At 59.9% G+C, this 25,250-nt stretch carries 13 protein-coding genes; 8 read left to right on the forward strand and 5 right to left on the reverse strand.

All coding sequences use genetic code 11. From position 1 onward, the window contains the following. Positions 1 to 7 precede the first annotated feature (7 nt). Positions 8 to 1,576, reverse strand: a complete 1,569-nt coding sequence (locus tag VMY05_01365; protein ID HUV29728.1) for an ATP-binding cassette domain-containing protein — start codon at positions 1,574 to 1,576, stop codon at positions 8 to 10. A gap of 310 nt (positions 1,577 to 1,886) precedes the next feature. Here VMY05_01365 and VMY05_01370 point away from each other — a divergent pair, with 310 nt between their 5' ends. The 3 genes from VMY05_01370 to VMY05_01380 all read left to right on the forward strand — a co-directional run bounded on the left by VMY05_01370 (position 1,887) and on the right by VMY05_01380 (position 9,991). Next, positions 1,887 to 3,896 (forward strand): M14 family zinc carboxypeptidase, encoded by a 2,010-nt coding sequence (locus VMY05_01370; GenBank protein ID HUV29729.1) that lies wholly within the window; start codon positions 1,887 to 1,889, stop codon positions 3,894 to 3,896. Beyond that, positions 3,896 to 5,641, forward strand: a complete 1,746-nt coding sequence (locus tag VMY05_01375; protein ID HUV29730.1) for a M14 family metallopeptidase — start codon at positions 3,896 to 3,898, stop codon at positions 5,639 to 5,641. Before VMY05_01370 ends, VMY05_01375 begins: the two co-directional genes overlap by 1 nt. A gap of 270 nt (positions 5,642 to 5,911) precedes the next feature. Next, complete coding sequence (locus VMY05_01380; GenBank protein HUV29731.1) at positions 5,912 to 9,991, forward strand: T9SS type A sorting domain-containing protein; 4,080 nt, start codon at positions 5,912 to 5,914, stop codon at positions 9,989 to 9,991. A 108-nt stretch (positions 9,992 to 10,099) separates the two neighbouring features. On the opposite strand, the gene VMY05_01385 is transcribed toward VMY05_01380, so the two are convergent. Beyond that, a complete protein-coding gene (locus VMY05_01385; protein HUV29732.1) occupies positions 10,100 to 11,659 on the reverse strand; it encodes a citrate lyase subunit alpha in 1,560 nt (519 codons plus the stop codon). A 147-nt stretch (positions 11,660 to 11,806) separates the two neighbouring features. Between VMY05_01385 and VMY05_01390 the strand changes: the two genes are divergently transcribed. The 5 genes from VMY05_01390 to VMY05_01410 all read left to right on the forward strand — a co-directional run bounded on the left by VMY05_01390 (position 11,807) and on the right by VMY05_01410 (position 18,597). Next, positions 11,807 to 14,167: a TonB-dependent receptor gene (locus VMY05_01390; GenBank protein HUV29733.1), complete on the forward strand. Its 2,361-nt coding sequence runs from the start codon at positions 11,807 to 11,809 to the stop codon at positions 14,165 to 14,167. Between the two features lie 150 nt (positions 14,168 to 14,317). Continuing rightward, positions 14,318 to 15,910 carry a phosphoenolpyruvate carboxykinase (ATP) gene (pckA, locus tag VMY05_01395; GenBank protein ID HUV29734.1) on the forward strand — a complete coding sequence of 531 codons (1,593 nt, stop codon included), beginning with the start codon at positions 14,318 to 14,320 and terminating at the stop codon, positions 15,908 to 15,910. Between the two features lie 163 nt (positions 15,911 to 16,073). After that, on the forward strand, positions 16,074 to 16,859 hold the full coding sequence (locus tag VMY05_01400; GenBank protein ID HUV29735.1) for a hypothetical protein: 786 nt from the start codon (positions 16,074 to 16,076) through the stop codon (positions 16,857 to 16,859). A gap of 156 nt (positions 16,860 to 17,015) precedes the next feature. Then, on the forward strand, positions 17,016 to 17,660 hold the full coding sequence (locus VMY05_01405) for a hypothetical protein (GenBank protein ID HUV29736.1): 645 nt from the start codon (positions 17,016 to 17,018) through the stop codon (positions 17,658 to 17,660). A gap of 76 nt (positions 17,661 to 17,736) precedes the next feature. Further along, positions 17,737 to 18,597, forward strand: a complete 861-nt coding sequence (locus tag VMY05_01410; GenBank protein ID HUV29737.1) for a metallophosphoesterase — start codon at positions 17,737 to 17,739, stop codon at positions 18,595 to 18,597. On the opposite strand, the gene VMY05_01415 is transcribed toward VMY05_01410, so the two are convergent. From VMY05_01415 to VMY05_01425, 3 genes are all read right to left on the reverse strand, one after another. Next, a complete protein-coding gene (locus VMY05_01415; protein HUV29738.1) occupies positions 18,592 to 21,786 on the reverse strand; it encodes a PEP/pyruvate-binding domain-containing protein in 3,195 nt (1,064 codons plus the stop codon). The genes VMY05_01410 and VMY05_01415 overlap by 6 nt on opposite strands. After that, the gene (locus tag VMY05_01420; protein ID HUV29739.1) at positions 21,783 to 23,534 is read right to left on the reverse strand and encodes a PEP/pyruvate-binding domain-containing protein; all 1,752 of its coding nucleotides are present in this window, start codon (positions 23,532 to 23,534) and stop codon (positions 21,783 to 21,785) included. The genes VMY05_01415 and VMY05_01420 overlap by 4 nt, the downstream gene beginning before the upstream one ends. 182 nt (positions 23,535 to 23,716) lie before the next feature. Then, on the reverse strand, positions 23,717 to 25,003 hold the full coding sequence (locus tag VMY05_01425; protein ID HUV29740.1) for a Glu/Leu/Phe/Val dehydrogenase: 1,287 nt from the start codon (positions 25,001 to 25,003) through the stop codon (positions 23,717 to 23,719). Between the last annotated feature and the right edge of the window lie 247 nt (positions 25,004 to 25,250).

A 25,250-nucleotide genomic window follows, 5' to 3' on the forward strand; every position in this document is an offset into this window, starting at 1 on the left:
GCGTGGTTCACACCATTGTCAGCCTCGCATCCCGCAGCATGTGCAGGCTGTCGGCGACGTTGCCCACGAACGAGCGGTCGTGGCTGATCAGGAGGAATCCACCGGCGAAGCCGCAGAGCAGTTCCTCGAGAACCTCTATGGACTCGATGTCCAGGTGTGAGGTGGGCTCGTCCAGGTACAGGAACTCGGCTCGCGACAGGATGCACTTTACAATCGCCGCTCGCATCAATTCGCCGTAGGAAAAGCGGTCGATCGGTTCCCGCGCCTTGTCTTTCCGGATGAGCGCCGCCCCCAGATGCTGGCGGACGGCTGTTTCGTTGCAGTTGCAGGCCGCGAAGTTGTCCAGCAGAGTGCCGGCTTTGAAAAAGCCCTCCAGTCCCTGGGGGACGTACTCCGTCGTCACCCCGTCGTTAAGGTAGCACCTGCCTGCCAGGGGGGTCAGTTGCCTCTGGATGAGACGGATGATTGTAGATTTGCCGGAGCCGTTGGCCCCCATCAGGCATATCTTGTCCCGCGTGGTGGCCGACAGGCTGATGTCCTGCAGTAGCCGGCTTTCATCACGCGTGGCTTCGGCCCCTGACGGGCCGTCATACCGGAAACTCACGCCGTCAAGCGAGAAGACCCGCCGGTTCCTGACGTCGTAAGGAGGAAACTGCAGGTGCAGCTTCTTGGGCACGAAAGGCCTGGTCTCGGTGAGTCGTTCAACCTCTCTTTCGGCGCGTCGCTGTATTGCCTTGGCACGCTTGGCCATCTTTTTTGAAAGCCGGCTGATATGCGCTTTGGCCCCCCGCGCCCCGATCTTCTGCTTTTCTTTCTGAGCGGCCCAACCCGCCCTCCGCCGGCAGTCGTCCTGCAACTCGCCGATTTTTCTCTTTATTGCCTTCGCGAGCCGATGACGCGAGGCGAGGTCGGTGCTCCTGACTGACCGTGCCCGGCTGCATCCCCCGACAGTCCGGTAGATGCCGTGCTCCGAAATGAGGAGAGTGCTGTCGGCCAGGTTGTCCGTCAGGGTGCGATCGTGAGTGACCAGAATAATGCCCTTACCCCGGTCTTTCAGTGCCGCCACGTGGTTTTCGAAGGCGGTGATGCCCGCGATGTCCAGGTAGTTGGTCGGCTCGTCCAGCAAGTACAGGTCGTGGTCTTCCAGCAAAGTGCGGATGATGGCGCGTTTTTGTATCTCGCCGTCGGAGAGCCTGTCGGCGGGTTCCGCGGCCTCTATCACCTGGAATTCGTCGCACAGTCTTACGGCCCGGCCGGATAATTCCGGCAGCAGGCTGTAATTGCGATGGACGAGGTCCCGGTTGGCTTGGAGCAACTGGGGCAGATGTACCAGCGAGATCCCCGGCGCCAGGTTGATCTCTCCGCTCGCCCGGACATCCGAATCGTCCGACAGATCGTCACGACCGGTATGCCTTGATTCCACGAGATTCAGGATGGTCGACTTGCCGCACCCGTTCGCGCCGACCAGCGCCAGCAACCGTCCGCTCTGAACGGAAAAGGAGAGGCCTCTGACGAGAAGACGATCCGGGAGGCCTATGGATACATTCTTGAAGCTGACCAGCCTTGTGTGTCGCACCTGGATGCTCCGGACGGGGTCGACTGCTTACAGGATATGACCGATCAATGTCGGTTCCGCCAGGAAAATACGCTTCCCGCCTGGTATATCCAAGAACATAGTGGCGGTCGCAGAGTCCTGTTCATCGGCACCCGAAAGGGCATATTCCATGCGTTCAGGCGGTGAAGTGTCTTCGGAACAATGGGCCCGAGCGATGGTCACATTAGCACTCCCGGCCCAAGAAAGCACTTGATCTTACCCGTGACACGTCGTGATATTGAGGCTCACGAAGATCTTCCGTGGACCTGCGTTCATATCACCGGAGGTGCAAATGGTCAATCTCGCTGCATCGCTCGTACTCGCGGTTGCCCTGGCCGGTTTCAGCGCGAGTACCGCCAGTGCGGGGCAGACGGCGTTCTCTTATCACTCCCCCCAAGAGCTCAACACGCGGCTCGAGGAACTTGCGCGGCAGGACAAAACATCGGCCCGGATTAATAATCTGGGAACGACACCGGGTGGAATCGACATCCGGATGCTGCAACTGGGGCCGGAGGACGGCGAACTTCCCGCTGTTCTCGTGGTCGCCAACATGGAAGGAAACTGTCCGATTGCCTCGGAGGCCGCCTTTCGACTGGCCACGCTCCTGCTGGGCGACTGGAAGGAAGAACTCGCGTCGCACCGCTGGTACATTGTGCCGGTCGGCAATCCTGACGGGTACGCCAACTTCTTCACAAAGCCGTTGCACGAGAGCTTCGTCAACGCCCGGCCTTTCAATGACGACAACGACGACGCCGTGGATGAGGACGGGCCGGAGGATCTCAACGGGGACGGCTACATTACCGTGATGCGCCAGGCGCATCCCGAAGGTGTCTGGATGGCCGTTGAGAGCAATCCCATCCTCATGAAAAAGGCCGAGGCGGCTAAGGGGGAAAGGGGAGAGTATCGCCTCTTTGTGGAAGGAATCGACAATGACGGTGACGGGGTGATAAACGAGGACGCTCCCGGGGGGGCGAATCCCGGGCACAACTTCCCCCACAATTTCACACATTATACGAAGACGGACGGACCCTGGTCGGCCAGCGAGGCAGAGTCGCGCGCCCTGATGTCGTTTGCCTTTGACCACCCGGAAATAGCCATGGTCCTGGTGCTGGGACACACCAACACCCTGAGAACGGTGCCGGAGAGTTCCCGCAAGGCGGAAGCCGCGCAGGACTCGTACAAGATTCCCGAGCATATGGCCCGGCATATGGGGGTCGAGCCGGAGTCTGAGTTCACCATGGAGGAGCTGCTGGCGATGGCTCGTGAGGCGTTCGGGATCGAGGACGTGACAGAGGATATGGTGCTGCAATTCCTCGGTGCCGGGGCCGCCGTTAACCCGGACCGGAACGATCTGCCCTATTGGAACGAGATCAGCACCCGCTATAAGGATTTTATCAAGGAGGCCGGGCTGGATGCGGAGCGTCTGGCTTCGCAGGGTTTCCCGTCGGGGTCGCTGGATGAATGGGCGTACTACCAGTACGGGGTGCCGTGCTTCAGCATGGATTTCTGGACCCTGCCGGAAGCGAAGAAGGAAGAAGGAGTCGAGGACACGGCGTTGACGCCGGAAAAGGTCGAGAAGATGTCGAACGAGGAATTCCTCGAGTTGGGAGAGGAGAAGATCAGCGCCTTTCTCAAGGCAAGCGGCGCCCCGGCCCACTTCTCGCCCGATATGGTGATAAATGCACTGCAGGGAGGCATGCTTACGACCAAGAAAATCGCTGAATTCATGCGCGAAGCAAAGAAGAAGGAGGAGTCGGGCGGTTTGGACGAAACCGAGCAGGCTCTCTATGACTATAACCCCGACGCCTTCGTCGCATGGCAACCGTACGACCATCCCACCCTGGGCAGCGTTCAGATCGGGGGCATAAAGCCGTACGCGGCGCTTACGCCGCCTCCGGACTCGGTCGAGGCGCTGCTGGAAAAGCAGCTTCCCTTCGTTCGAGAGCTGGCTGGCCTTCTACCCGAGGTGTCCATCGAGAAAATCAACGTCGAGAAAGAGAGCGCCGACGTCTGGCGCGTCGAGGCGTGGGTTGCCAATACCGGGTTCCTGCCTTATCCGGTTCATCAGGGCCAGCGGTGCCTGCGACCGACGCCGGTGGTGGTGACTCTGTCCGGCGAGTCGATGACGCTGCTTGAAGGCCGGTCGAGGCGCGTGCTGGGCCTGCTGGAAGGTGCGGGAGGCGTCGAGCGCGTAAGCTGGGTGTTCAGTGCGAAGGAGGGCCGCAGTATCACGCTGGAAGCACGCAGCTTCAGCGCCGGCGATGACGAGAAAACCATCGTTCTGAAGGGAGGTAGTCAGTGATGAGAACAACATGGTCAATTCTGCTGGCTGTTTTCCTGGCGGGTACAAGTCTGGCCCCGCGAATTGCGGCCGAAAAGGTGAAGCTGACGTTCGATCATTTCTACGATGGTCCGGCCGTTACTGAAGCCCTGGAACGCCTGCACGGAGCGTATCCGCATCTGACGGAACTTCGATCAATCGGCAAGAGCGAGGAAAACCGCGACATCTGGCTCTTCACCATAAATAATCCGAAGACGGGTGCGGACACCGAGAAACCCGGGATCTACGTCGACGGGACAATTCACGGCAACGAGATTCAGGCGACCGAGGTGTGCCTGTACCTTGCCTGGTACCTGCTGGATTCATACGACAGCATCCCCGTCGTAACGGAACTGGTCGACACGCGTGCCTTCTATATTGTTCCCGTTGTCAACGTTGACAGCCGGTGGCGCTTTTTTACCGACGCGGCCGGCTTTGACCACGGCAGGAGCCCGCGCATTCCGTACGATGACGACCACGACGGGTTGGCCGACGAGGATGGCTACGAAGACCTTGATGGCGATGGTGAAATCCTCGAGATGAGGGTCCGGGACCCGTTCGGGGAGTTCAAGAGCCATCCTGACGATCCACGTGTCATGGTCAGGGTCAAGCCGGGCGAAACGGGAGAGTGGAGGTGGCTCGGCAGCGAGGGGATCGACAACGACGGGGACGGACGGTTGAACGAGGACCCGTCCGGGTACCTGGATATTAATCGCAACTACGGATTCAAGTGGCAACCGCCCTACGTGCAGGGCGGGGCGGGTGACTTCCCGATGTCGGCAAAGGTGACGAAGGCAATAGCAGACCTGGTTGTCTCGAAACCCAACATCTGCTTCAATTTCGCGTTTCACAACTCCGGCGGCTTGATCGTACGGGGCCCCGGCTCAAAGCTGGCCGGGTCCTATCCTCCGTCGGACGTCAATGTCTATGACTTTCTCGGCAAGGAAGGCGAGAAGATCATTCCCGGTTATCACTACATCGTCGGTGTGACGGACATGTACACGACGCACGGTGATTTCGACGAGTGGATGTTCTCGAATCTCGGTATATACGGTTTTGTGGGTGAACTGTACATGAGTCGCCAGGAGCAGTACCGGGAGCCCGGTCGGGCCGCCCGCCCCGGAACAGAACCGGAGCAGGAATACTACGGCGGCGTGCCCGGCGAGGAAAGGCAGAAATTCAACGATTTTGTGAATCAGGGCGTGATGTTCCGTGACTGGAAGAAGTTCGAGCACCCGCAATTCGGTCAGATCGAAATCGGCGGCTGGCGAACCTTCACCACCAGGATACCGCCGGCCTTCATGCTGCCGGAAATGGTTCACCGCAACGCCTCGCTGGTCATTTTCGCGGCCGGGCATGCACCCGATATCAAACTTGAATTAATCGAGGCTGAGGAGCTTGGAGACGGTCTTCACCGTGTCCGCGTGCGCGCTTCCAATGCCAATGCCATACCGACGCTATCCGCCAAGGCCCTGCGGCATGACCTTGTGCGAGAGGATTTTCTCAGGATTGAAGGCAAAGGCATTCAGGTAGTTTCCAGCGGCATAATTGAGGACATTCATCTGGACCGGGTTCAGCCGGTTCGATACCGGCCGGGGACGATCTTCACCAGCATTCCGTCTTTCGGCAAGAGGGACGTACAGTGGATCGTGAAAGGAAGCGGTAAGGCGACGATTACGTTCGAATCGGTCAAGGCTCAGGATCAGTCCATTTCCGTGGACCTGTGATGCTGCCGGATTGATAGTGGCTGACCCGTGGGCAGGACACGGTGACGGTTTAACCTTAGACGGATCAGTTGCTTATGGTCCGCGTACGGATCAGTGCGGCTATCGGGAATCCAGGCCGTAAAGAATTGTCTTGACAAAACGGGCGATGGGACGTATAAATAGAGTTAGCACCACGTACTGCATCATTTGTTTACCACGCGTTTATGAGGTGAGAGTATTGCGCAAGCGTTAAGGGATTATAGGCGCCAACCTTAATTCGAGGAGGTAAGGATGCGTAACGCCTTTCAGTCCCTTAAGTTCACGGTGCTGCTCGCCTTCATTGTTCTTGCTCCACTGATCCTCTCCACCGCAGTCAAAACGGCCACTCCGCCGGGCGACGTGGATCCAAACGGTTCCGGCGCCTACGGTCAGGCACCAGCCTGCCTGGAGGTCAGTCCCGATACCCTCTGGTTCTTCGGCAACCTCTGCTGGACCACTTTGACGCCGGACGAGATGGACTCTCAATTTGTCATGGTGTCCAATTGCGACACCGGGACGCTGGAGTGGGTAGCCTCGGTCGACCAATCCTGGATCGGCCTCGAGCCTGACAGCGGCCAGAATTTCGATTCAGTGGCCGTATGGATTGTATGGTCGGAAATCCCGGATTTCTTCACGCCTCCATTGCCGGGCGATACGATACTGCTGTCAGCCATCATCACGGTGGAGGCTCCTGGTGCGACTAACTCGCCGCAGCATGTCACTGCCATGCTTGGCCTGTACTGCGAGTCGGATTCCTGGATACTTGTCGTCGAGCCATCCCGGTTCGATCTCGTCGCGGCCCCGGGGGATACACTCGTCGAGACGTTCTACGTCTCAGAGGCGAGCGGGCGAGAGGTCGAGTTTGAGCTTTCCAACAGCAGCGATTGGCTGACGTTTCCGCCTTCCGTTGATTCTCTCACCACGCCGGATTCCGTTCAGTTTTATGTGTCGACGGCGGGCCTGTCACCGGGAGTGTATCACGATACTATACTGGCCTTTACGTACGCCGAGCCGTCGAATTCGCCCGTCCGGGTCCCGGTTGAGTTGACCGTGTACGACACCGGCGGCCTGGAGCTGGCGGTCGATCCCACGCACCTTGAGTTCGTTGCGACGACGGGCATACCGCTTGAAAACTCGCTGTACATCTGGGAAAAGAGCGGTGATACAACCGTCATACTGTCCTTCTGGAACAGCAGCTCCTGGCTGCAACTGCCCTTGTTCCTGGTGGCCCCGACCACGCCGACGACGCTGTGGGTAACGGTTGATCCCGCCGGGTTGCTGCCGGGTGTCTACCATGACACTGTCGTGATTTCCGGCTACGATTCCACCACATGGATCGGCGACCTTGCCGTGCCGGTTACGCTTACCGTCCCGGGTGACTCCGACCTCGTGGTGCTGACCGAGCCGATGTCGTTCAACTGGACGGTGAATCAGGGCGAAAAGGTGTACGATTCGCTCTTCGTCGATGAACGCTTTGGCCGGTCGGTGGAGTTCATGGTATACAGCCTGCGACCCTGGCTGATCGTCCCAGGGTCAGGCACGGATATCTTTGCTACCCCCGAGACTCTTCACATCGGAGGTGACGCTACGTCACTTGATCCGGGTACGTACACCGACTCGATCATTGTATTCCCGGCCATTGATTGTACCTTTGTATCCGCGGCCGTCGATCCGATGCTGTTTCCGATCGTGCTGGTTCCGGTGGCGATGACGGTCGTTCCCTCGCGGCCAGTGGTTCACACCATCCCCACCCATTTTGCGTTTACCCTCAACCAGGGTGACACGCTCGACAACCAGTGCCTGCTGGTGTATGAAGAGAGCGGCGGCAACGTGCCGTTTGCCGTGCAGACGACCCAGGGAAGCAGCTGGCTGCAACCGGGCCCAGGCCCCACGGACATGGGTGTGACCCCGGATACCGTGTGCTTCGCCATCTGTACGGACATGCTCCCGCCAGGCATCTACGTGGACAGCCTTATGATTTTCGACCCGCTTGATGACACCCTGTCGTTTGAGCCCGTCAAGGTGCCGGTTGTCCTGACCATCGCCGGCGAACCACCGGAGTGGGTGGTGGAGACGCAGCCGGCCTCGCTGCACTATGCTCTGCCCGAAGAGACCGTGCTGTATGATTCGCTGCTGGTGTACGAAAAATACGGTTTCATGGCTCACTTCGTCATTTTCAACGGCAGCTCATGGCTTGACATTCTATCGGTACCTCCCCCGCCGGGTGTCTTTGTTACCCCGGAGATGATTGACCTGAGAATCCACACGGATTCGCTGCCGCTCGGCATCTACTACGATACCATCCACATCTACCCGGATACCGGCTGGTCGGATCCCTTCCTTCCGGTGGCGGTTCCCGTCGTCCTGACCATGGCGCCGCCGGAACCGATCCTGCACGTTGTGCCGGAGCGCTTTGATTTGAGCCTGAACACCGGCGACAGTCTCCTTGGCCAGAGGATGTGGGTATATGAGGAGAGCGGCGGCATCGTGCCGTTTGCGGTCTACACCGCGCTCGGCAGCCCGTGGCTCCAGATTTGGCCCGACTCGACGTGGATGCGACACACGCCGGATTCCGTGCATTTCGACGTGTACGCGGGCAGCCTGCCGGCCGGAGTGTACACCGACACTATTATCGTCACCAACTCGCTGGCGCAGATTCCACTTAATGCCGAAGTAAAGGTGCCGGTGGTGCTGACGGTTTCAGGCGGGCCGTCGGAATGGGTCGTCAAGACCGTACCCACGTCGTTTTACTTTTCGATGCCGGATGAATACATAGTCTTTGACTCGCTCTGGGTGTACGAGGAGGGCGGTCAGCCGGCACACTTCTTCGTCAGCGATCGACGCATATGGCTCGACATCGTTTCGACGCCACCGCCCGCGGGTGTTTTTGTGACGCCGACGATGCTGACGATAAAGGTTCACACCGATTCGCTTTCCTACGGCACCTACTACGATACTATCGACATATTCCCGGACACCGGGTGGCCGGATCCGTTCGAGGCCGTTCATATTCCCGTAATGCTGGACGTGGTGCCCGGGTGGGTCGGAGATTCACTTCTGATTCCGTCGCTCGTATTCGGCACTCCTTTCCCGTCGCCTCAACCGGTTTTGTGCGTGCTGACCAAATCGGCGTCAGGGGCCACCATCCCCATCGAGATTCCACCGGGTGTCACGGTGCATGACGTGTCATTTGAGGGTTTGCCGACGGAATCGTGGGACTTCAAACTGGTCGATATTAAGAATGATTCCGGGTTCGTGGTGGTTAACCTGGCCAACAGCTCCGGCAAGTACATCCCGGCCGGGGTGACCTGGTTGTTCGACATTGAGTTCTCCACGTCGATGGACTGCCGCGACGATCAGTATATTCACTGGGATACGGCGCTGTCGGCTGACCCGTCCAGGCAACTGAAGTTCTCGGACGTGATGCACCAGACCTTCGTGGTCGGGTTTGACTACTACCGTGACTCGACCCTGATTCCCGGCTATACACCGGGCGACTGCGACGGTGTCCCGCCCGTCGACATCGGCGATCTGACCTCAATGATCGGCTACATGTTCCTGGGTGAGCCTGCTCCCCTCGAACTGAACGCGCTGGACGTCAACGGCGACTGCGGCGGCCCGGACATCGGCGACATAACTTACTTTATCGCCTACCTGTTCCTCTTCGGAGAAGAGCTTCGCTGCGGCTGCCTTGGCGCTGACGTACCGGTCGCGGCCAAGCTGAGCACCGATGTTCGGATTCTTACGGCGTGGGAAGGTGGCGCGACGATTATCAGCCTGGCGTCACCCCACGACGTGCGCGGGTTGCAGCTCGAGTTGAGCGGTCCCGAGGACGCGTCGGCGGTGAAGCTGACTGGTGAGGAGTTCGACCTCGTGTATGGGCAGGCCGGCAGTGTTGTCAAGCTCGGGCTGTTCGACGCTGACGGCGGCACGATGATACCGGCCGGTACGACGCCGGTTATCCGCCTTGACGGCGAGTATGAGGTCACCTCCGCACTCGTAGCCGACGAGAATCACCATGTCATTACGCCGCTTGTCAACGGTGCGGCCAGGGGTAGCGCCATGCCCGCTGACTTTGCGTTGGAACAGAACTACCCGAATCCGTTTAACCCGGCGACGGATATTAAGTTCAGCCTTCGTGAGGCGTCACACGTGCGGCTGGAGGTTTACAATATCATGGGCCAGAGAGTCGCCACGCTGGTCGACAAACGGCTCGAAGCCGGGTCGCACGTCGTCACTTGGGATGCCAGCGATGCGGCCAGCGGCGTCTACCTGTACCGGCTGCAGGCCGGTGATTTCACCCATACCAGGAAGATGACGCTGCTGAAGTAGTGACCTGAACGCCGAAAACCGGCACAATGAAGGGACAGGCTGTCGGGGCCTGTCCCTTTTGTTTGCGTAAAGCTCGCCCCTGGTCGCGGCCGGGCCTGCCGGCCAACGTCAGGAGATCCTGCGGATGACGTCGAGCAGGGAGCCGTCCCGCCACTCAATCACGTGCACAACTTCATCGGACGTCTCGGCCTGCGGCGGGATGATTCCGAACTCGCCGGCCCGCGCAACCGATTTCTCGTGCAACTCGTCCATCGAGATCAGCTTGACGCCGAACTCGCCGCCGCGCTCGAGAATGCTGTCACGGTAGGTGCTTTTGCTTTTCGGGTTGACGGCCGCGTACTCCTCGGTGACGACCACGTCAATAACCTCGCCGGGAGTCGTCCGGGTGTACACGCGGTCGACGACCTTGGGGAATCCCTTGCCGTCCTTGCCCGTGGCCAGCGGCATGAAGATGATGGCGAGATCGGCTCCGGCCGCAACGTCCTGACCGCCGCCGATACCGCCGATAGTGCGGCCGTTGGCGCACACGGTGTTGAGGTTGAATTCACGGTCAACCTCCAGCGTCGAAAGCACGGCCAGGTCAAGCATGTTCACGGCGGCCTCCTTGTTGGCCACGGAAGCGTAATAGGCCGTCGTGATCTCGTGATGGTGGTGGTTCGTCAGCAGGGAATCGAACACTTTCGGGCTCGGCTCGAACAACTGCCCGTGCATAAGCTGGTACAGCGTGCCCTCATCGAGCATATCGACGTGCAACGAGGTGACCCCGCCGATTGAGAAGTTGGCGCGTATTTTTGTTTCCTTGAGCATATTGCGGATGTTCTCGAGGATAAGCAGCCCCGCGCCCGAGCCGACCTGGAAGGCAAATCCGTCCCTGACCACCCCGGCCGCCTTGATGACTCGTGTGATGTTTTCGGCCACCCGGGCGTTGAACGGATTGCTTTTCGCCTTCTCCACGTCGAGCGTCCCGGAGCCGATACCGGACGACAGGCCGGGGTCGTCCACCTTCACCACGAAGTCCACCTGCTCCATCGACAGCGGTGTAGGCATGATCAGCTTGTCGCTGACCGTCCCCGCCAGCAGGCACACGTACCGGGCGTACTCGGCGTCGGCGGAGAAGAGACCCACGGGGCCGCACAGGTGTTCCGGTCTGCCCAAAACGCCGTTGGCGTTGCCGTGCACGTCGGCCATCGGCACGGGTCCGAAAGCGACCCTGACGTCGACCTCGCCCGTCTGGAGTTTCCTTACCCGGTTGCCATGCGAGAAGCCGACCGAAACCCAGGGCAGCAGGTCTCCCCGGACCACGTTGCCCCCGAACTTGCGATAGACGTTTCCATAAATACCGCCGATCGTTCCCGCTTTGACGGCCTCGATCAGCCAGGGATCGACGTGGTCGAAAAAGGCATTGCCGTATATCCTGATGTCCCTCTTGCCGGTTTCCCGCAGTTTTTCGACGACCAGTTGGAGGCCCTTGTCGCCGAACCGGTAGTAGTGGGGATAGGAGATCGTGTCTCCGTCCCGAATCAACTCCATGACGGCATCGAGCGTGGTTACCTTGTTCCGCCGGTGGGGGATCCGTGTGGTGATTGGGCGGCCGACAAGGCGACCGGAGTAAGTCTTATCGTTGAAAGCGGAGTTGAAAGGTTCGTATTCTTTCCCGTTGAATTTCATGGCTGTCTCCTCGTGTCAGTGTCTTGCCCACAGGCTATGTGATGCTGCGGTGGATGTCAAGTATGGTCGGCCCGTGCGTTGCGACCGGGCAAGAAACTCTTTGCGAGCAGGGCCGGCAGTGCATAGATTGCCGTATCAGTGATTCACATGCTCGGACATCGTGCGACCGGGATGCCCTGCGGCAGATCATGGACAACGGTACGGGCGCGCACGGCGGGTCGCGCGGTCCGTCTCGTCATCTTCCTTGTCTGCGCAAGCGAGTGTCCGATCGCGGCGGCGACCATCGAGGGGCTTGTTGCCGAGCGACTTACAAGGCAGCCGGTGGCGGGGGCCACGGTCCGCGTAATCCAATCTTCGCACACCGCCGTGACGGACGAGGCCGGGAGGTTCCTTATTGCCAATGTTGCCCCCGGCCATTACGATATCAGGCTTTCCCATATCGGGTATGCTGACGCCTCGAGGCGGGTGGTCGTGGCCCGCGACGAAACAGCGAGGCTGACCGTATTTCTCCGGACAATTACCACCGACGTCGGCGGGCTGACCGTCACCGCTACCCGCTTTGGCGAGGCCGTCTTTTCGTCCGCACAGAACGTCTCGGTAACTCCCGCACGCAGGTTTGCAGAGCGCGATTTCAGTACTACCGCCGAAGTGCTGCGTGAAGAACCGGGAGTACTCGTTCAGAAAACGACTCACGGCCACGGTTCCCCGGTCCTGAGAGGCCTGCTGGGCAAGTATGTTCTGCTACTGTACGACGGCATCCGTTTGAATAAGCCGACCTTTCGCTTCGGTGCCAACCAGTACCTGAACACGGTCGACCTTGCAACGGTGGACAGGGTTGAGGTGGTGCGCGGACCGTCCTCCGTGATGTACGGCAGCGACGCTATCGGGGGTGTTATCAATCTCGTCCCGCTTCCGCCTCGGGCCGGGGGTACGGGGATCATCCTGAACCCGTCTATGGTGACGCGTTACTCGAGCGCGGACGACGGCAAGAGCGTCAACCTCAGGCTGACCGGCAGCTACCGATATCTCTCTGCACTCTATGCCGTGACCCTTAAGGATATCGGGGACCTGCGCGCCGGTGGCGAGGTCGGGAAGCAAAGACCGACCGGCTGGCAGGAGGCGAATCACAGCACACACCTGTTCATCCGGTTGGACGAAAACAGCCTCCTGAGGCTCGATTATCTGGCCGTTCGGCAAACGGAAGTGCCGCGCTACGACAGATACGTCAGCGGCGATTTTCAGGAGTACGTCTATGATCCGCAGGACCGGGACCTGCTGGCCCTGACTGTCACGTCCGACGATCTGGGCTCGTCCGTTCACTCCGTCAAGGCTGCCGTGGCGTTCCAGAGGGAGGTCGAGGGATACATCGAGCAGAGGACCGGCTCGGCAGAGGTGACGCAGTCGGAGGATGAAGTCAGGACCTGGGGAGGCTACGTTCAGCTTGCATCAGTCCTGCGGTCCGTCCACTGGCTCAGCTACGGCCTGGAGCACTACCGGGACAGGCTCGATACACGGAGAATGCGGATGAGCGGGGGCGCGACGTGGGATGTCAGGCCGACGTTTCCGGATGAATCGGAGTATCGTTCCACGGGACTGTTCCTGCAGGATGAATGGCGGCTGCAAAAGAACGTGGCGCTGACCACCGGCGTGAGGTACAGCCGCTTCGCCATCGATTCGCCGCTGGAGGATCCCTTTGGCCGCTTCGAAGATTCGTTCGATGACGTTACGGCGGCGTTGTCGTTGAGTGTGAAGCCGGACCCGGCGGTACACATCCTGGGTCGCTGGTCACGGGGCTTTCGGGCTCCTGATCTGAACGACGAGGTGGTCCTCAAGGTTTCCAGCAGCGGTGTGGATGCCCCGAGCCCGGGTCTCGGACCGGAGCATTGCAACAACTTTGAGCTTGGCACGAAGGTACGGACTGCCCGGATGCAGGGCAGCCTGTTTCTGTTTTACAACCAGTTGAGCAACCTTATCGATCGCCGACCGGGGACATATGACGGTAAGACCTACTTCGACGAAAACGGAAACGGCGTAAAAGACAGCGCCGAATTTGATATCTTTCAGAAGTACAACGTGGGCAGGTCTCACATCTACGGGTTTGAGTACGAGAGTTTCTTCAAGATTTCCGAGAAGTGGGAAGCCCGGGCGGCGTGTTTCTGGACCCGGGGAGAAAACCACACTGCGAACGAGCCGCTCAGCAGGATACCACCGTTTATGGGCATGGTCTCCATCCGGGTGCATCCGCACGCCCGGGGCTGGGTCGAGCTGTTTGTCCGGATGGCCGGTGAGCAAAGGCGTCTGTCCACGCGCGATATAGACGACACCCGCATCGGGCCTGAAGGTACGGACGGCTGGGCGACACTCAATTTCAGGTCACACGTCGAACTCGGACCGACCTTTGTAAATATCACCCTTGAAAACGTCACGGACCGGGCATATAAGGAACACGGGTCGGGAATCTGCTCAGCGGGCCGGGGCGTAGTCCTGGCGGCGGGACTGGACCTGTAAAGGCTGAGCCGTCTTTCCGCCCCGGTGTGCCGGACCGGCCTGCAAAAAAGGTCTTGCCACCGGGCTGAATCGACGTATTATAATAAACACCACAGCCAGACTCCCTGGCGGCTTACAAAGCGATAATATTCAGGCGTAAGGAGATCGTATATGGCAGTCAAACGTCTGTTCAGCAGTTACGGCCTCGAGAATCACGGCATCACCAATGTCCGGCACGTGCACTGGAATCACAACACGCCCATGCTCTACGAGGATATTATCAAACACGACGAAGGTTGTGTAGCACATCTGGGTCCGATAGTAGTCAGGAGCGGTCTGCACACGGGCAGGGCAGCCAAGGACAAGTTCATCGTGGAGGAGGAAGACACGAAGGGACAGATTTGGTGGGGCAAGGTGAATCGGCCGTTCTCGCAGGAGAAGTTCGACCGCCTGTTCGGCCGCCTGCAGGCCTACCTGCAGGTGCGGGACCTCTTTGTCCAGGACTGCTTTGCCGGTTACGATCCAAAGTACCGGCTTCCCATCCGGGTCATCACGGAGACGGCCTGGCACAGCTTTTTCGCGCGCAACATGTTCATTCAGGCGGACCCCAGGGACCTCGTCAGCCACGTGCCGGAGTTCACGGTCTTGCACGTACCCAATTTCCAGGCCATGCCCGAAATCGACGGGACCAACTCCGAGGCATTTATTATCCTTAACCTCCATCGGAAGCTCGTGCTCATCGGGGGGACCGCCTACGCCGGGGAGATCAAGAAATCGATCTTCACCGTCCTGAATTTCCTCCTGCCGCAGGAAAACGTGCTTTCCATGCACTGCAGCGCGAATGTCGGCTCCGAGGGTGACGTGGCGCTCTTTTTCGGCCTGTCGGGAACCGGCAAAACGACCTTGTCGGCCGATCCTCATCGTAAACTGATCGGCGACGATGAGCACGGGTGGAGCGCCACGGGCGTGTTCAACTTTGAAGGCGGCTGTTATGCGAAAGTCATCAATCTCTCCGAGGAGTCGGAACCTGAGATTTACGCCACCACGCGCCGCTTCGGCACCATCCTGGAGAACGTAGCCTTTGACAACATCACCCGCCGGCTCGATCTTGGCGATGCCACGCTCACGGAGAACTCTCGTGCCGCATACCCGCTGAGTCACATACCCAACGCTCTTGGCGAGAGTATGGCCGGCCATCCGCGGAATGTCGTCATGCTCACGGCGGACGCGTTCGGGGTCATGCCGCCGCTCTCGCGCCTCACCCCGGAGCAGGCCATGTACCACTTCATCTCCGGGTATACGGCAAAGCTGGCCGGCACCGAGGCCGGTGTGACCGAGCCGCAGGCCACGTTTTCAGCCTGTTTCGGTGCCCCCTTTATGGTTCTGCATCCGACGCGATATGCCGAGCTTCTGTCCCAGAAAATACGGCGCCATAATGTTCCATGCTGGCTGGTCAATACCGGTTGGAGCGGCGGCCCGTACGGCGTCGGCGAGCGGATGAAAATCGGTCACACGCGGACGCTTCTGAACGCGGCACTCGGCGGCGCGCTGTCGACGGTTTCATTTGATACTGATCCGGTCTTTGGCGTTCAGGTGCCCGTGGCCTGTCCCGGGATTCCCGAGGAAATCCTCAAACCGCGGCGAACCTGGACTGATAAGGAAGCCTATGACCGGCAGGCCAGGCATCTGGCCGAGCTGTTCCGGAACAACTTCAAGGAGTTTGAGAGCGACGTACCGAAGGAAGTACGGACGGCAGGTCCGTAAACCAGGCCACGCTATCGGGTGCCTGCCGAACCGCGGCGTCACGCCAGTCAGTCCGACGGCCGGACTATTGCTTTGACATCGACGCGCCGGCCGGTATACCGTGTGTTAGCAAGTTCTGTGGGGTCCGAGTCCGGCCGCAGAGGGAAGGGAGGGATACAACCACATGCCCGTCGTGAAAACCCGCGACATGGAGCCGCGCGACAACTACTTCGTCGCTACCTGTACCCATGTGCATGAGTCGAGCGAAATAGATGCTTGCGCACGCAGGAGGCTCACCTGGCTCAAGAGCATGTACGAATCGGGGCTACGCGTTAAGGTCGGAGCCGTGGATGGCAGCCCGGTCGGTTTTCTGTACATCATGCCCATCGAGGTCTGCCCGGGAGGGGCGTTGGGAAAGGACCTGCTGGCCATTCCCTGTCTGTTCGTTGAAAAGCGGGCGGGTGGGAAGGCCGTCGGGCGGTCGCTCGTGGTCGACGCCGAAGATGAAGTGAGGCGGCAGGGGAAGAAGGGACTGGCCACGGTGGCGTTCTACCATGACTTCTGGTTCATGCCGGCGCCCTTTTTCGAGCGTTGCGGCTTCACGGTGGCGGACCGTAAAGGCAAAACGGCCGCGCTGTGGAAAGCTCTTGACCCGTCGGCCGAACCGCCCCGGCTCCTGGAACGAAACTACATATACGAGCCCGCGGCAGGCCGGGTTGTGGTGGACCTCTTCTGGACAACGTTCTGCGGCACCAGCGACATTGAGGCCCACCGGGTGCGCGAGGTGGCTGCGGAGTTCGGAGACGCCGTCGTGCTGCGAGAGTATTGTGCCGACGATCGGGCGACCCTCTTGCGCTACCAGATTCCGCGCGGTATCTTTGTCAACGGCCGTGAAATAGGCTGGGGTCACGAAGCGCCCAGGGAAGGGATCCGCAAAGCCATCGGCGACGCCATCAAGAAAGTACACTGATCACCAATGGTCGCCGGCGATCACCATGCTTGTGATCCGCGCCCAACTCAGCAGGCTTGCGTTTGGTCAAACCGGATGCGGGCGGCACGGCCGGGGAGAAACGGTATTCACCTTGGCAGGACACTTCTAATCGCAGCCGTCTTGATTGCGTGCACCGTGACGACAGCCGCCACCGGCCGCGATCCCTTTGATGATGACCGACGAGGCTTTGTCGCGGGTACGGCTATCGGCCCGGGATTCACGTATCTCCGTGCCCGGAACGGCAGCGTCTCGCGCCACGCCACCAGGGGGACGCTCGCGGTTGACTTCAGAGTCGGCTACGCCCCGACCGAACGGCTGCAGTTTTACTATACTCACCGAACGTCGCTGTTTCTTGACGACCTGGGCGATGACTACGAGCGGCACCTGGACAAAGTGTCGCTGAAGACGGAAAAGGGTCTTGCATACTTCGTGCTGACTCCGTTCGCAATAGGCTGGTTTCTGTTTTCCACGGAGCAGCACTTGCTCGGGGGCCCGGCGGTTCACTACTATCTGAATCAGAGGGCGCCGTCTTGGTTCTTTGAAACCGGTTTTGGATGGTCGGCAGTCGCGAACCCCTTTGAGGACGACCGGCCCGCGTTCGAGTCCGATGGTATGCCGCTGGCGCTCGGCCTGTTCCTCGGCGGTGGATATGAAGCTTCACGTCACTTCCACCTCGCCTGCAACGTAACGTGGTCACACGCGGTCGAGCGGACGACCAACGACAGAATCACGTGGGACGCGCTGTCGGCCTCGCTTACCGCGAGCTTTGTCGGGTACTGAGTTGGAGCCGAACGAATAGCCCGGAGGCGGTAAGCCGTCGACGGGTTAACTGCGAAGCCCGAGGAGAAAGCCTGCATTGGGCTGCTTTTTTGTTTCAGATCTGCACGGAGATACCGAACGCTATCAGAAGCTGTTTGCCGCCGTCACTGACGAACTGCCCGCGGCGGTGTTTCTCGGCGGTGATCTCCTGCCGTCGGCCGCGGCGCGGGTCGCCGCCGCCGGCTCATCCGATCATGATTTCGTGACCGCGTTCCTGGTGCCGGGATTTGCCGAGACACGGCGGATCTGCGGCTCGAAGTACCCGCGCGTGTTCCTGATCCTGGGTAACGACGACAGGCGCGACGAGGAGACGGCGATAGTGCGCGGGGAATCCGGGGGCTTGTGGGAGTACGTGCACGAACGCTGTGTGCCGTTTTCATCCTTTCGTGTGTGCGGGTACGCCTGCGTGCCGCCTACGCCGTTTCACTTGAAGGACTGGGAGCGATACGACGTGTCGCGCCACGTTGATCCGGGGTCCGTGTCGCCGGAGCGGGGGTGGCGAACGACGCCGGTTTCGGAAAGGGAGATCCGGTACTCAACGATACAGCAGGACCTGGATCGCCTGGCAGGGAAGCAGGACCTGACCAGCGGGATAATGCTGTTCCACGCGCCCCCGTACAACACCGGCCTGGACCGTGCCGGGCTTGACGGCCGGATGGTGGACGGCGTGCCGCTCGACGTGCACGTCGGCAGCATTGCCGTGCGACGCTTTATTGAATCCAGACAACCGCTGCTGACCCTGCACGGCCACATTCATGAATCGCCCCGGCTGACGGGCGCCTGGCGGGAACGTATCGGTCGTACGTTCCTTTTCTCGGCCGCTCACGACGGTTCTGAGCTGGCTCTGGTGCGGTTTGACCCGGCCGGTCCGGAGACCGCATCCAGGGAACTGTTATAACGGCTTTTTCACCTGTGTGCCCAGAGACAGTTGCTTGGCGGTATCGGTTACGGCGTCGATCTTGGCGGCGTAGCTTGTTCTCTTCGTGATATCCTCATCGGTGACGAAGTGGGCGTCCAGCAGGCCGCCGGATCGATAGCCCGTCCTGAGGTAGTTCAGATGATCCAGGCACAGACTCCAGCCTTCAAGCCACTCCTGCAGCGCCTTTCGCTGTTCGTCGGTTCCGTCAAGATGCAACAGGATGTCGATATCACTGGCATCTCCCGCCGTGGCGTTCTTGGTGCTGCCGATCACGTAGAACGCTTTCACGCCGAAACGCTTGGGGTCAAGCTGGGCCGCCACGTGCTCCGCCATCAGCATCCGCCAGCGCCAGCTGCCATCCGGCCGTCTGTCACCGTGGTTCATACGGGGTTGGGCATCGGTGACGTCAAACGACGGGTCGGCCAGTATCCCCACCGCCTGGCCAAGCTCGGCATTCATCAGTACCCTCAGGATCGAGCCGTCGGTCACGCTGGCGACGTCGATCAGGCGGACGGTGTCGCCGAGCGACGAAAACTCGGGCAGCATGACGGGGAGCATGTTGGGCGAGCCGGTGAGAAACTTCTCGTTGAAAACAACGCTCTCGTCATCCGGGTACAGTGGCAGGTAGCGTATGCGTGCCTCCACCAGGTCCTGGAAGAAGTGGGTGCCGAACGACAGATCGGGAACGTAATTACCCTTCTTGCGCGCCAATTCAATCAGCACGGCCGTGTTGTTGATCTGAGAGTAAGTGACGTTGACGCCGAGCTTGATGTCACCGCGGCTGCCCCATCGTCCGGGACCCATCAGTATGAACTGCCGTTTCGGCAATACCTTGTTGAGTTGCCCGACGGCCTGGCCGACGGCCGCGAGGTCTTTTCGGGACGTTAGGGCCGAGTACTTCTCCGGGTCGATATACACGATGTGGGAGATGTCCGGGACCCGGCCGTTTGACACGTATCGGTTCGCGGAGAAGACTATCTTGTCCTGCGGGGTATCGTGGGGGATGGGGGACGCATAGTCCTCCTCGGTACGGCTCTGGGCACGGCACTGCAGAAGATACAGGTCGCGGCCGTCGTGGGCGAATTCAACGTCCACGGGCATGCGCAGTTCTTCCTCCAGCACCGCCATCATTTCACGGATCTGCTCGATAAAGGTCGAGTTGGAGAAAAGCCCTTCGAACGTCACCACCACGTCGTCCTCGTCGAAGTCGATGCTGGAGCCGAGAGGCTGGTGGAGGTGGCCGTCACGGTGTATGGACACGAGCTGGTTGATCTGCGGAAACTGGTATCCGAACTTCTTCAGCAGATCCGAGATGGCGACGGTTTCGAACACGTTCTTCTTGAGGTCGATGACGTCAATACGCTTCGGGGAATACCGCAGCACGTCGTCGGTCGTCGTGTTGACTCTCAACTGCGGCTGCCCGGGGGCCATCAGTATCGGATAATCGTCGCTGAGCCGATCCACGGCACGCGTGCCGAGCCCGGGGACCATCCGGACCAGGCCGTCCTCGCGATTGATCCTCGGGGACCAGCGAAACTCGTTCCGGCTGAATACGACGCCGGCAAACGGCGGCAGGAAGTAATCGCCCACCTGGGAGCCGACAACCTTCTGGATCATGATGGCCATTTCCTCGGCAAAGTCGATCAGCCCGCGCTCGGCCCGGTACTCGATGGGATCGGGGCCGAAGGTTGAGGCGTATACCTCGGCAATGGCATCCAGCAGGGCGTCGAGCTTCTGCCGCTTGCTGCCCTGGTTGGCCAGGAAAAGGCTCTTGTACTTGCCGGAGAATGCGGCGCCCACACGGTCTTCCAAAAGACTTGAGCTTCGCACAATCAGCGGGCCGTCGCCGAAATCGTCCAGCGCCATCGACAGACCCTTGATCATTTCGGTCGGAAACGCGGAATTCTTGAACGTCCGCACGATGTGCGGATATTCGAGCCGAACCTGGTCGATCGGCTTGTATTTCTGTTCAACGATCTCGTCGAGGTTATTGTAGTGCATGAAATCCAGGAGCATGTCGGAGGAGACATGCCACGTCTTGGGCACCTTCACCGCGCTCTGGCCCTTGACGCGTCTGGTGCCCTTCTTGACAATCTGCGAGGCAAGGTACAGGCCGGCGCTCTTGCCGCCCAGCTTGCCGTGGCTTTCAGGCGCAAAGATGATGTAGTTGAGCAGGTCGTGAAAATCACTGATCTTGATGTAGTTCTTGGCCACGTTTATATAGTCCAACTGGTCCGAAAGAAAGCGTCGGATAAGGGATACGGTGATCCCCTTGACGGCGGACGAGGTGAGGTCCGGTTCGCCCGGCGCCACGTGATGGAATCGGCGCACCGCGTCGGCGACTTCGGAGAGCGGGACGTTCCGGTTCACAACCTGCACCAGGAAACTCAGTTTATCTTCCTGAATCCATTTCTGAAGGCGCGACACCAGCTCGTCGTCAGTCATGTGTTCCGCCGCGATCTGGAAGATTTCGTCGGCCATGCTGATCGGCAGGGCCAGCGGAGCCTGGCGGTAGGGACGATTGGCCTGTTCCACGGCCTGGTCCTCCGCAACCCTCTTGTGCGAACTGGAGCTTTGCAGCAGCTTCTCGGCTTCAGCGACCCCGCTCCAGGAGAGGTAGTTGAGCATTTTGTGCGACAGTTTGATAAACAGGTTCCTGTCGGTCTGGCGAAGCAGTTCGAGCACCGTTCTCCACTCGCCGGCTTTGTGCTCGGCCAGGCCCTTCCTGGTCGTTTCCCAGTCCTGGAAGACCTGTTTGAGCTGGTAATGCAGGAGGAAGTGGCCGAGGCGATCGGCGATGGTCTTGATGAGCCGCGATTCCTCCTTGAGAAACGGCCCGTCGTCAGCCGGTGGCAATTCCTTGCCGTAGTATACGCTGATACTCCCCGCGGGCCTTTCCTGTACAATAATATCCGCACTCCTCACCCACGGTGTCTCCTCGAAATCGGGAGGCTGGAAGATGTCGTCCTCAAACACGATTTGGACCGAACAGATGTCGGGATACTGCATGCCCGGTGGAATGGCCGTGAGGAGTTCCTTGAAGGCCGTGGCCGGATCGACGTCCGGTCTGTTCAGCAGTTCTTCGATCGCGTACAGGCAGTTCAGCTCCTTGGCGCGCTCGTGCAGAGAGTCCAGGAGCTTGTTGACGGATTTTCTTTTGCCAGTCATGAGAATACCACACCCCGGCCATGGCGACCATCGACCCTGACTTTCAAGGGCGATGACAGCCGCACGTGGCGTACATTATCGGTTTCTGTGAACGTTGGCCGGCCGTTAAGCCAGGACCAGTCGATAGAATGCTCTCCATCGTGACGCACGGAGAAATAGCAGATCCGGAAGCTGGTGATGTTGTGGAAGAAGTGTGAGCCCTGGCTCAGTTCGACGTTCATTTCCGGCAAGGTAGCTTCCACGATTACCTTCGCGCCGGATATCTGGGCCCAGTTGACCGGCGTGCCGAGCCAGGGGTCGGTGCTTCCCCACCGGCCAAAGCCGATGAGCAGGTAAGGACGTCCCTCCGCGACCAGGCGGCGATTAAGTTTCTCAAGTTCCCGGGCGATCAGGGGCGTCCGGCGGGCACTGAACCGCTCCGGTCGGACGTAAACGACGTCATGGATTGTCTCGAAACACCCGTTTCCCATGACCCGGCTCGATGCGATCAGCACGCCGTCCGCGCTCAACTCGGTCTCGGCAACGTCCACTACTTCGTGCGAGACGACCATCGGCCTGACTTGCAGGAAGCCGAAACGCACCGGTGTGTCACTCCGGGAATCCACGGTCAGGGCGAACTCGATCTCGACTTTGGTTCCGACCGCTTTTTCAGACTGTTCGAGCAACTCCCGTACGAGGTCGTTCACCGGTATCTCGCCCAGTTGCAGGATGGGCCTGAAGTTGATAATGCGCGGCCCGTCGGCGGCTGTGCCCATTACGATCCGATCATCCTGTGCCACGTACGTGGACGCGACGTGGCGCAGGGTGTCGTCCATCTCGGCATCCGCCAGGCGGCACCTCACAAGATACTCGGTCTCCCGTAAGGGGTCAAAGGCCGGGGGTTTCCCCATGTTGACAGCCCAGAAGTCCGTCTGTGTCTGTTCCAGTTGGTCGGCAATAGTGAACGGCGGGTCGACCGACGGGTAAACCGGCGAGTACGACCAGCACTTGCCGCCGTCGACAATCGTTTTCCCCAGCCCCAGGGCCAGGCTGACGATACCGTCCTCAGGTTCGGCCCGTCCTACCGGGTAGAAATTGTAGGATCGCGCCACCCCGGAGACGGCCGGGTAGAAGCGATCCTGGGACCGCTGACCCACAACTTCCTGAATGATGACGGCCATCTTCTCCTCACTGATCGTCCGGCTGGTCATCGCGGCGTAGCTCCTGGCCGCACTCAGGTACGTGGATGCATAGACGAACTTTATTGCCTCGGTCAGCTTTTTGAATCGCGTGTCCGCATCGGCCTGGTTGTTCGGGATCATCTTGGTTGCGTAGATGCCGGCGAACGGCTCGAACATGGCGTCTTCCAGGAGGCTCGATGAGCGGACGGCCACGGGCTGGTGGATCTTGGCGACGAGGGCGCGCAGATCACCGACGACTGCGGCCGGAATCGCACCGTTCTGGAAGGCGGCGGCTATGCGCTCGTCAGGTTCATCGGACAGCGCGATGTCCTCAAGACGGTTCTGCTCGATAAAGGCGTCAAACACGTCGGTCGTCAGAACCGTGAGATTGGGGATGTTCACGGCAACGTTGCGAAACATGCCGGCCTCGAAATGCGACGCGAGCACCTTGTGCATGAAGGCGAGCCCCGATGCCTTGCCGCCGAGACCGCCCGAGCCGATGCGAGTGAAGGTTTCACGGCCGTCGAAGAACTGGCGGTCAAAACGAGGAATATCCGACGCACCGGATACGTACTGCCGGCGATTCACCGCACTTTTCTCCCTTCCCGGACCCAGGTAATACCTCAATACTCAAAATACCATCGATCGATCCGCCAGCCAATACAATTGTACCGGCACGTGAACGCAGGGTTCGGGCCGGTTCGTCACCGCGCGGACAATTCGTCATGGCGGCGCCGGCCGGAGGGCCTGTGTATGCTTGATCGTCGGAATCAGACCCAGCCGCGATCCCGGCAAGCGTGAACCACTCGTTCAACCGCGATTACGTAAGCTGCATCGCGCATGTACAGCTTCCTCTTACGTGCCAGCTCGCTTACGGCCTGAAATGCCGCAGTCATCCTGACGTCCAGCTTTCCCAGAACCTCGTCCTTCTCCCAGAAGTAGTTCATGTTGCTCTGAACTTGTTCGAAGTAGCTGCACGTCACGCCGCCGGCGTTGGCCAGGAAGTCGGGAATCATGAAGATATTTCGCTGCTCGATGGCGCTGTCGGCCTCCGGCGTGGTGGGTCCGTTGGCGCCCTCGGCAATGAGCTTTACCTTCTTGCTTATCTTATCGACGTTGTCGCCGGTAATCTGGTTTTCAAGCGCCGCCGGAATCAGGATGTCGACGTTTTGCTCGAGCCAGGCGTCGCCGGGAAGGACGTCGTAGCCCAGGGCTCCGGCTTTCTCCTTGTCGATGCCCCCGAACCGGTCGGTTATGCCAAGCAGGGCGTCTATGTCAATACCCTGCTCCTTGCGATAGGCGTATGAAACCTGGTCATTCTGGTCCCAGCACGAGACGCAGGTGACGGTACCGCCGATCTGCTGGTACAGCCGAATCGCGTATTGGGCTACGTTTCCAAATCCTTGGACCGAGGCCGTCGTATCCTGGGGTCGGATTTCGAGTTGTCGGAGAGCTTCCCGGACGGTAAAAATGACGCCGTAGCCGGTGGCCTCCGTGCGTCCAAGGGAACCACCCATGCCGACCGGCTTGCCGGTGATAAATCCGGGGTACTTGCCGCCGTGCAGGTGCTCGAATTCGTCGAGCATCCAGAGCATGTGCTGGGCACTGGTCATCACGTCAGGGGCAGGGATGTCTGATACCGGGCCGACGTTCTTGGCCAGTTGCCGTACCCAGCCCCTGCAAATCTTTTCCTGTTCCCGTGCGCTCAGGTTGTGCGGATCACAGACCACACCGCCCTTGCCGCCTCCCAGCGGTATGTCGACGACTGCGCACTTCCATGTCATCCACATGGCCAGCGCGCGGACGGTGTCGATGGTTTCCTGGGGGTGGAACCGGATACCTCCTTTGCACGGACCGCGCGCGTCGTTATGCTGCACACGGAAACCGTGCAGCACCTTGACGCTGCCGTCGTCCAGCCGAATGGGAATCAGAAACTGGTATTCCCGGAGCGGGTTGCGCAGCAACTCGCGCGTTGCTTCATCGAGTTCGAGGAAATCGGCAACTTTGTCGAACTGAGCCTGAGCCATTTCGAAGGCGTTGAATGCTCGATCTGCCATTGCCAAACCTTTCTTGGTAAGAGAGGCGACGTGCAGACCTCCGATACTGTGTCGACGGCCTGCCGGCGGCGCCTCTGGTGTTTACAGCTTAGTTATTTTTTTCACAAGGATTGATACTACTTTGGCCCGGTTTTGTCAAGCCGTCAGCTATATTTATCTGCCTGCCCGGCCATTGCTCGCACCGGACTATCTTGTTAACAGATAACCGGTTAGGCGCCGCGCGCCGCAGCCGCCGAGCCGGCCGGCC

This window comes from Acidobacteriota bacterium (genome assembly GCA_035529075.1).
Classification (GTDB): Bacteria; Zixibacteria; MSB-5A5; order GN15; family FEB-12; genus DATKXK01.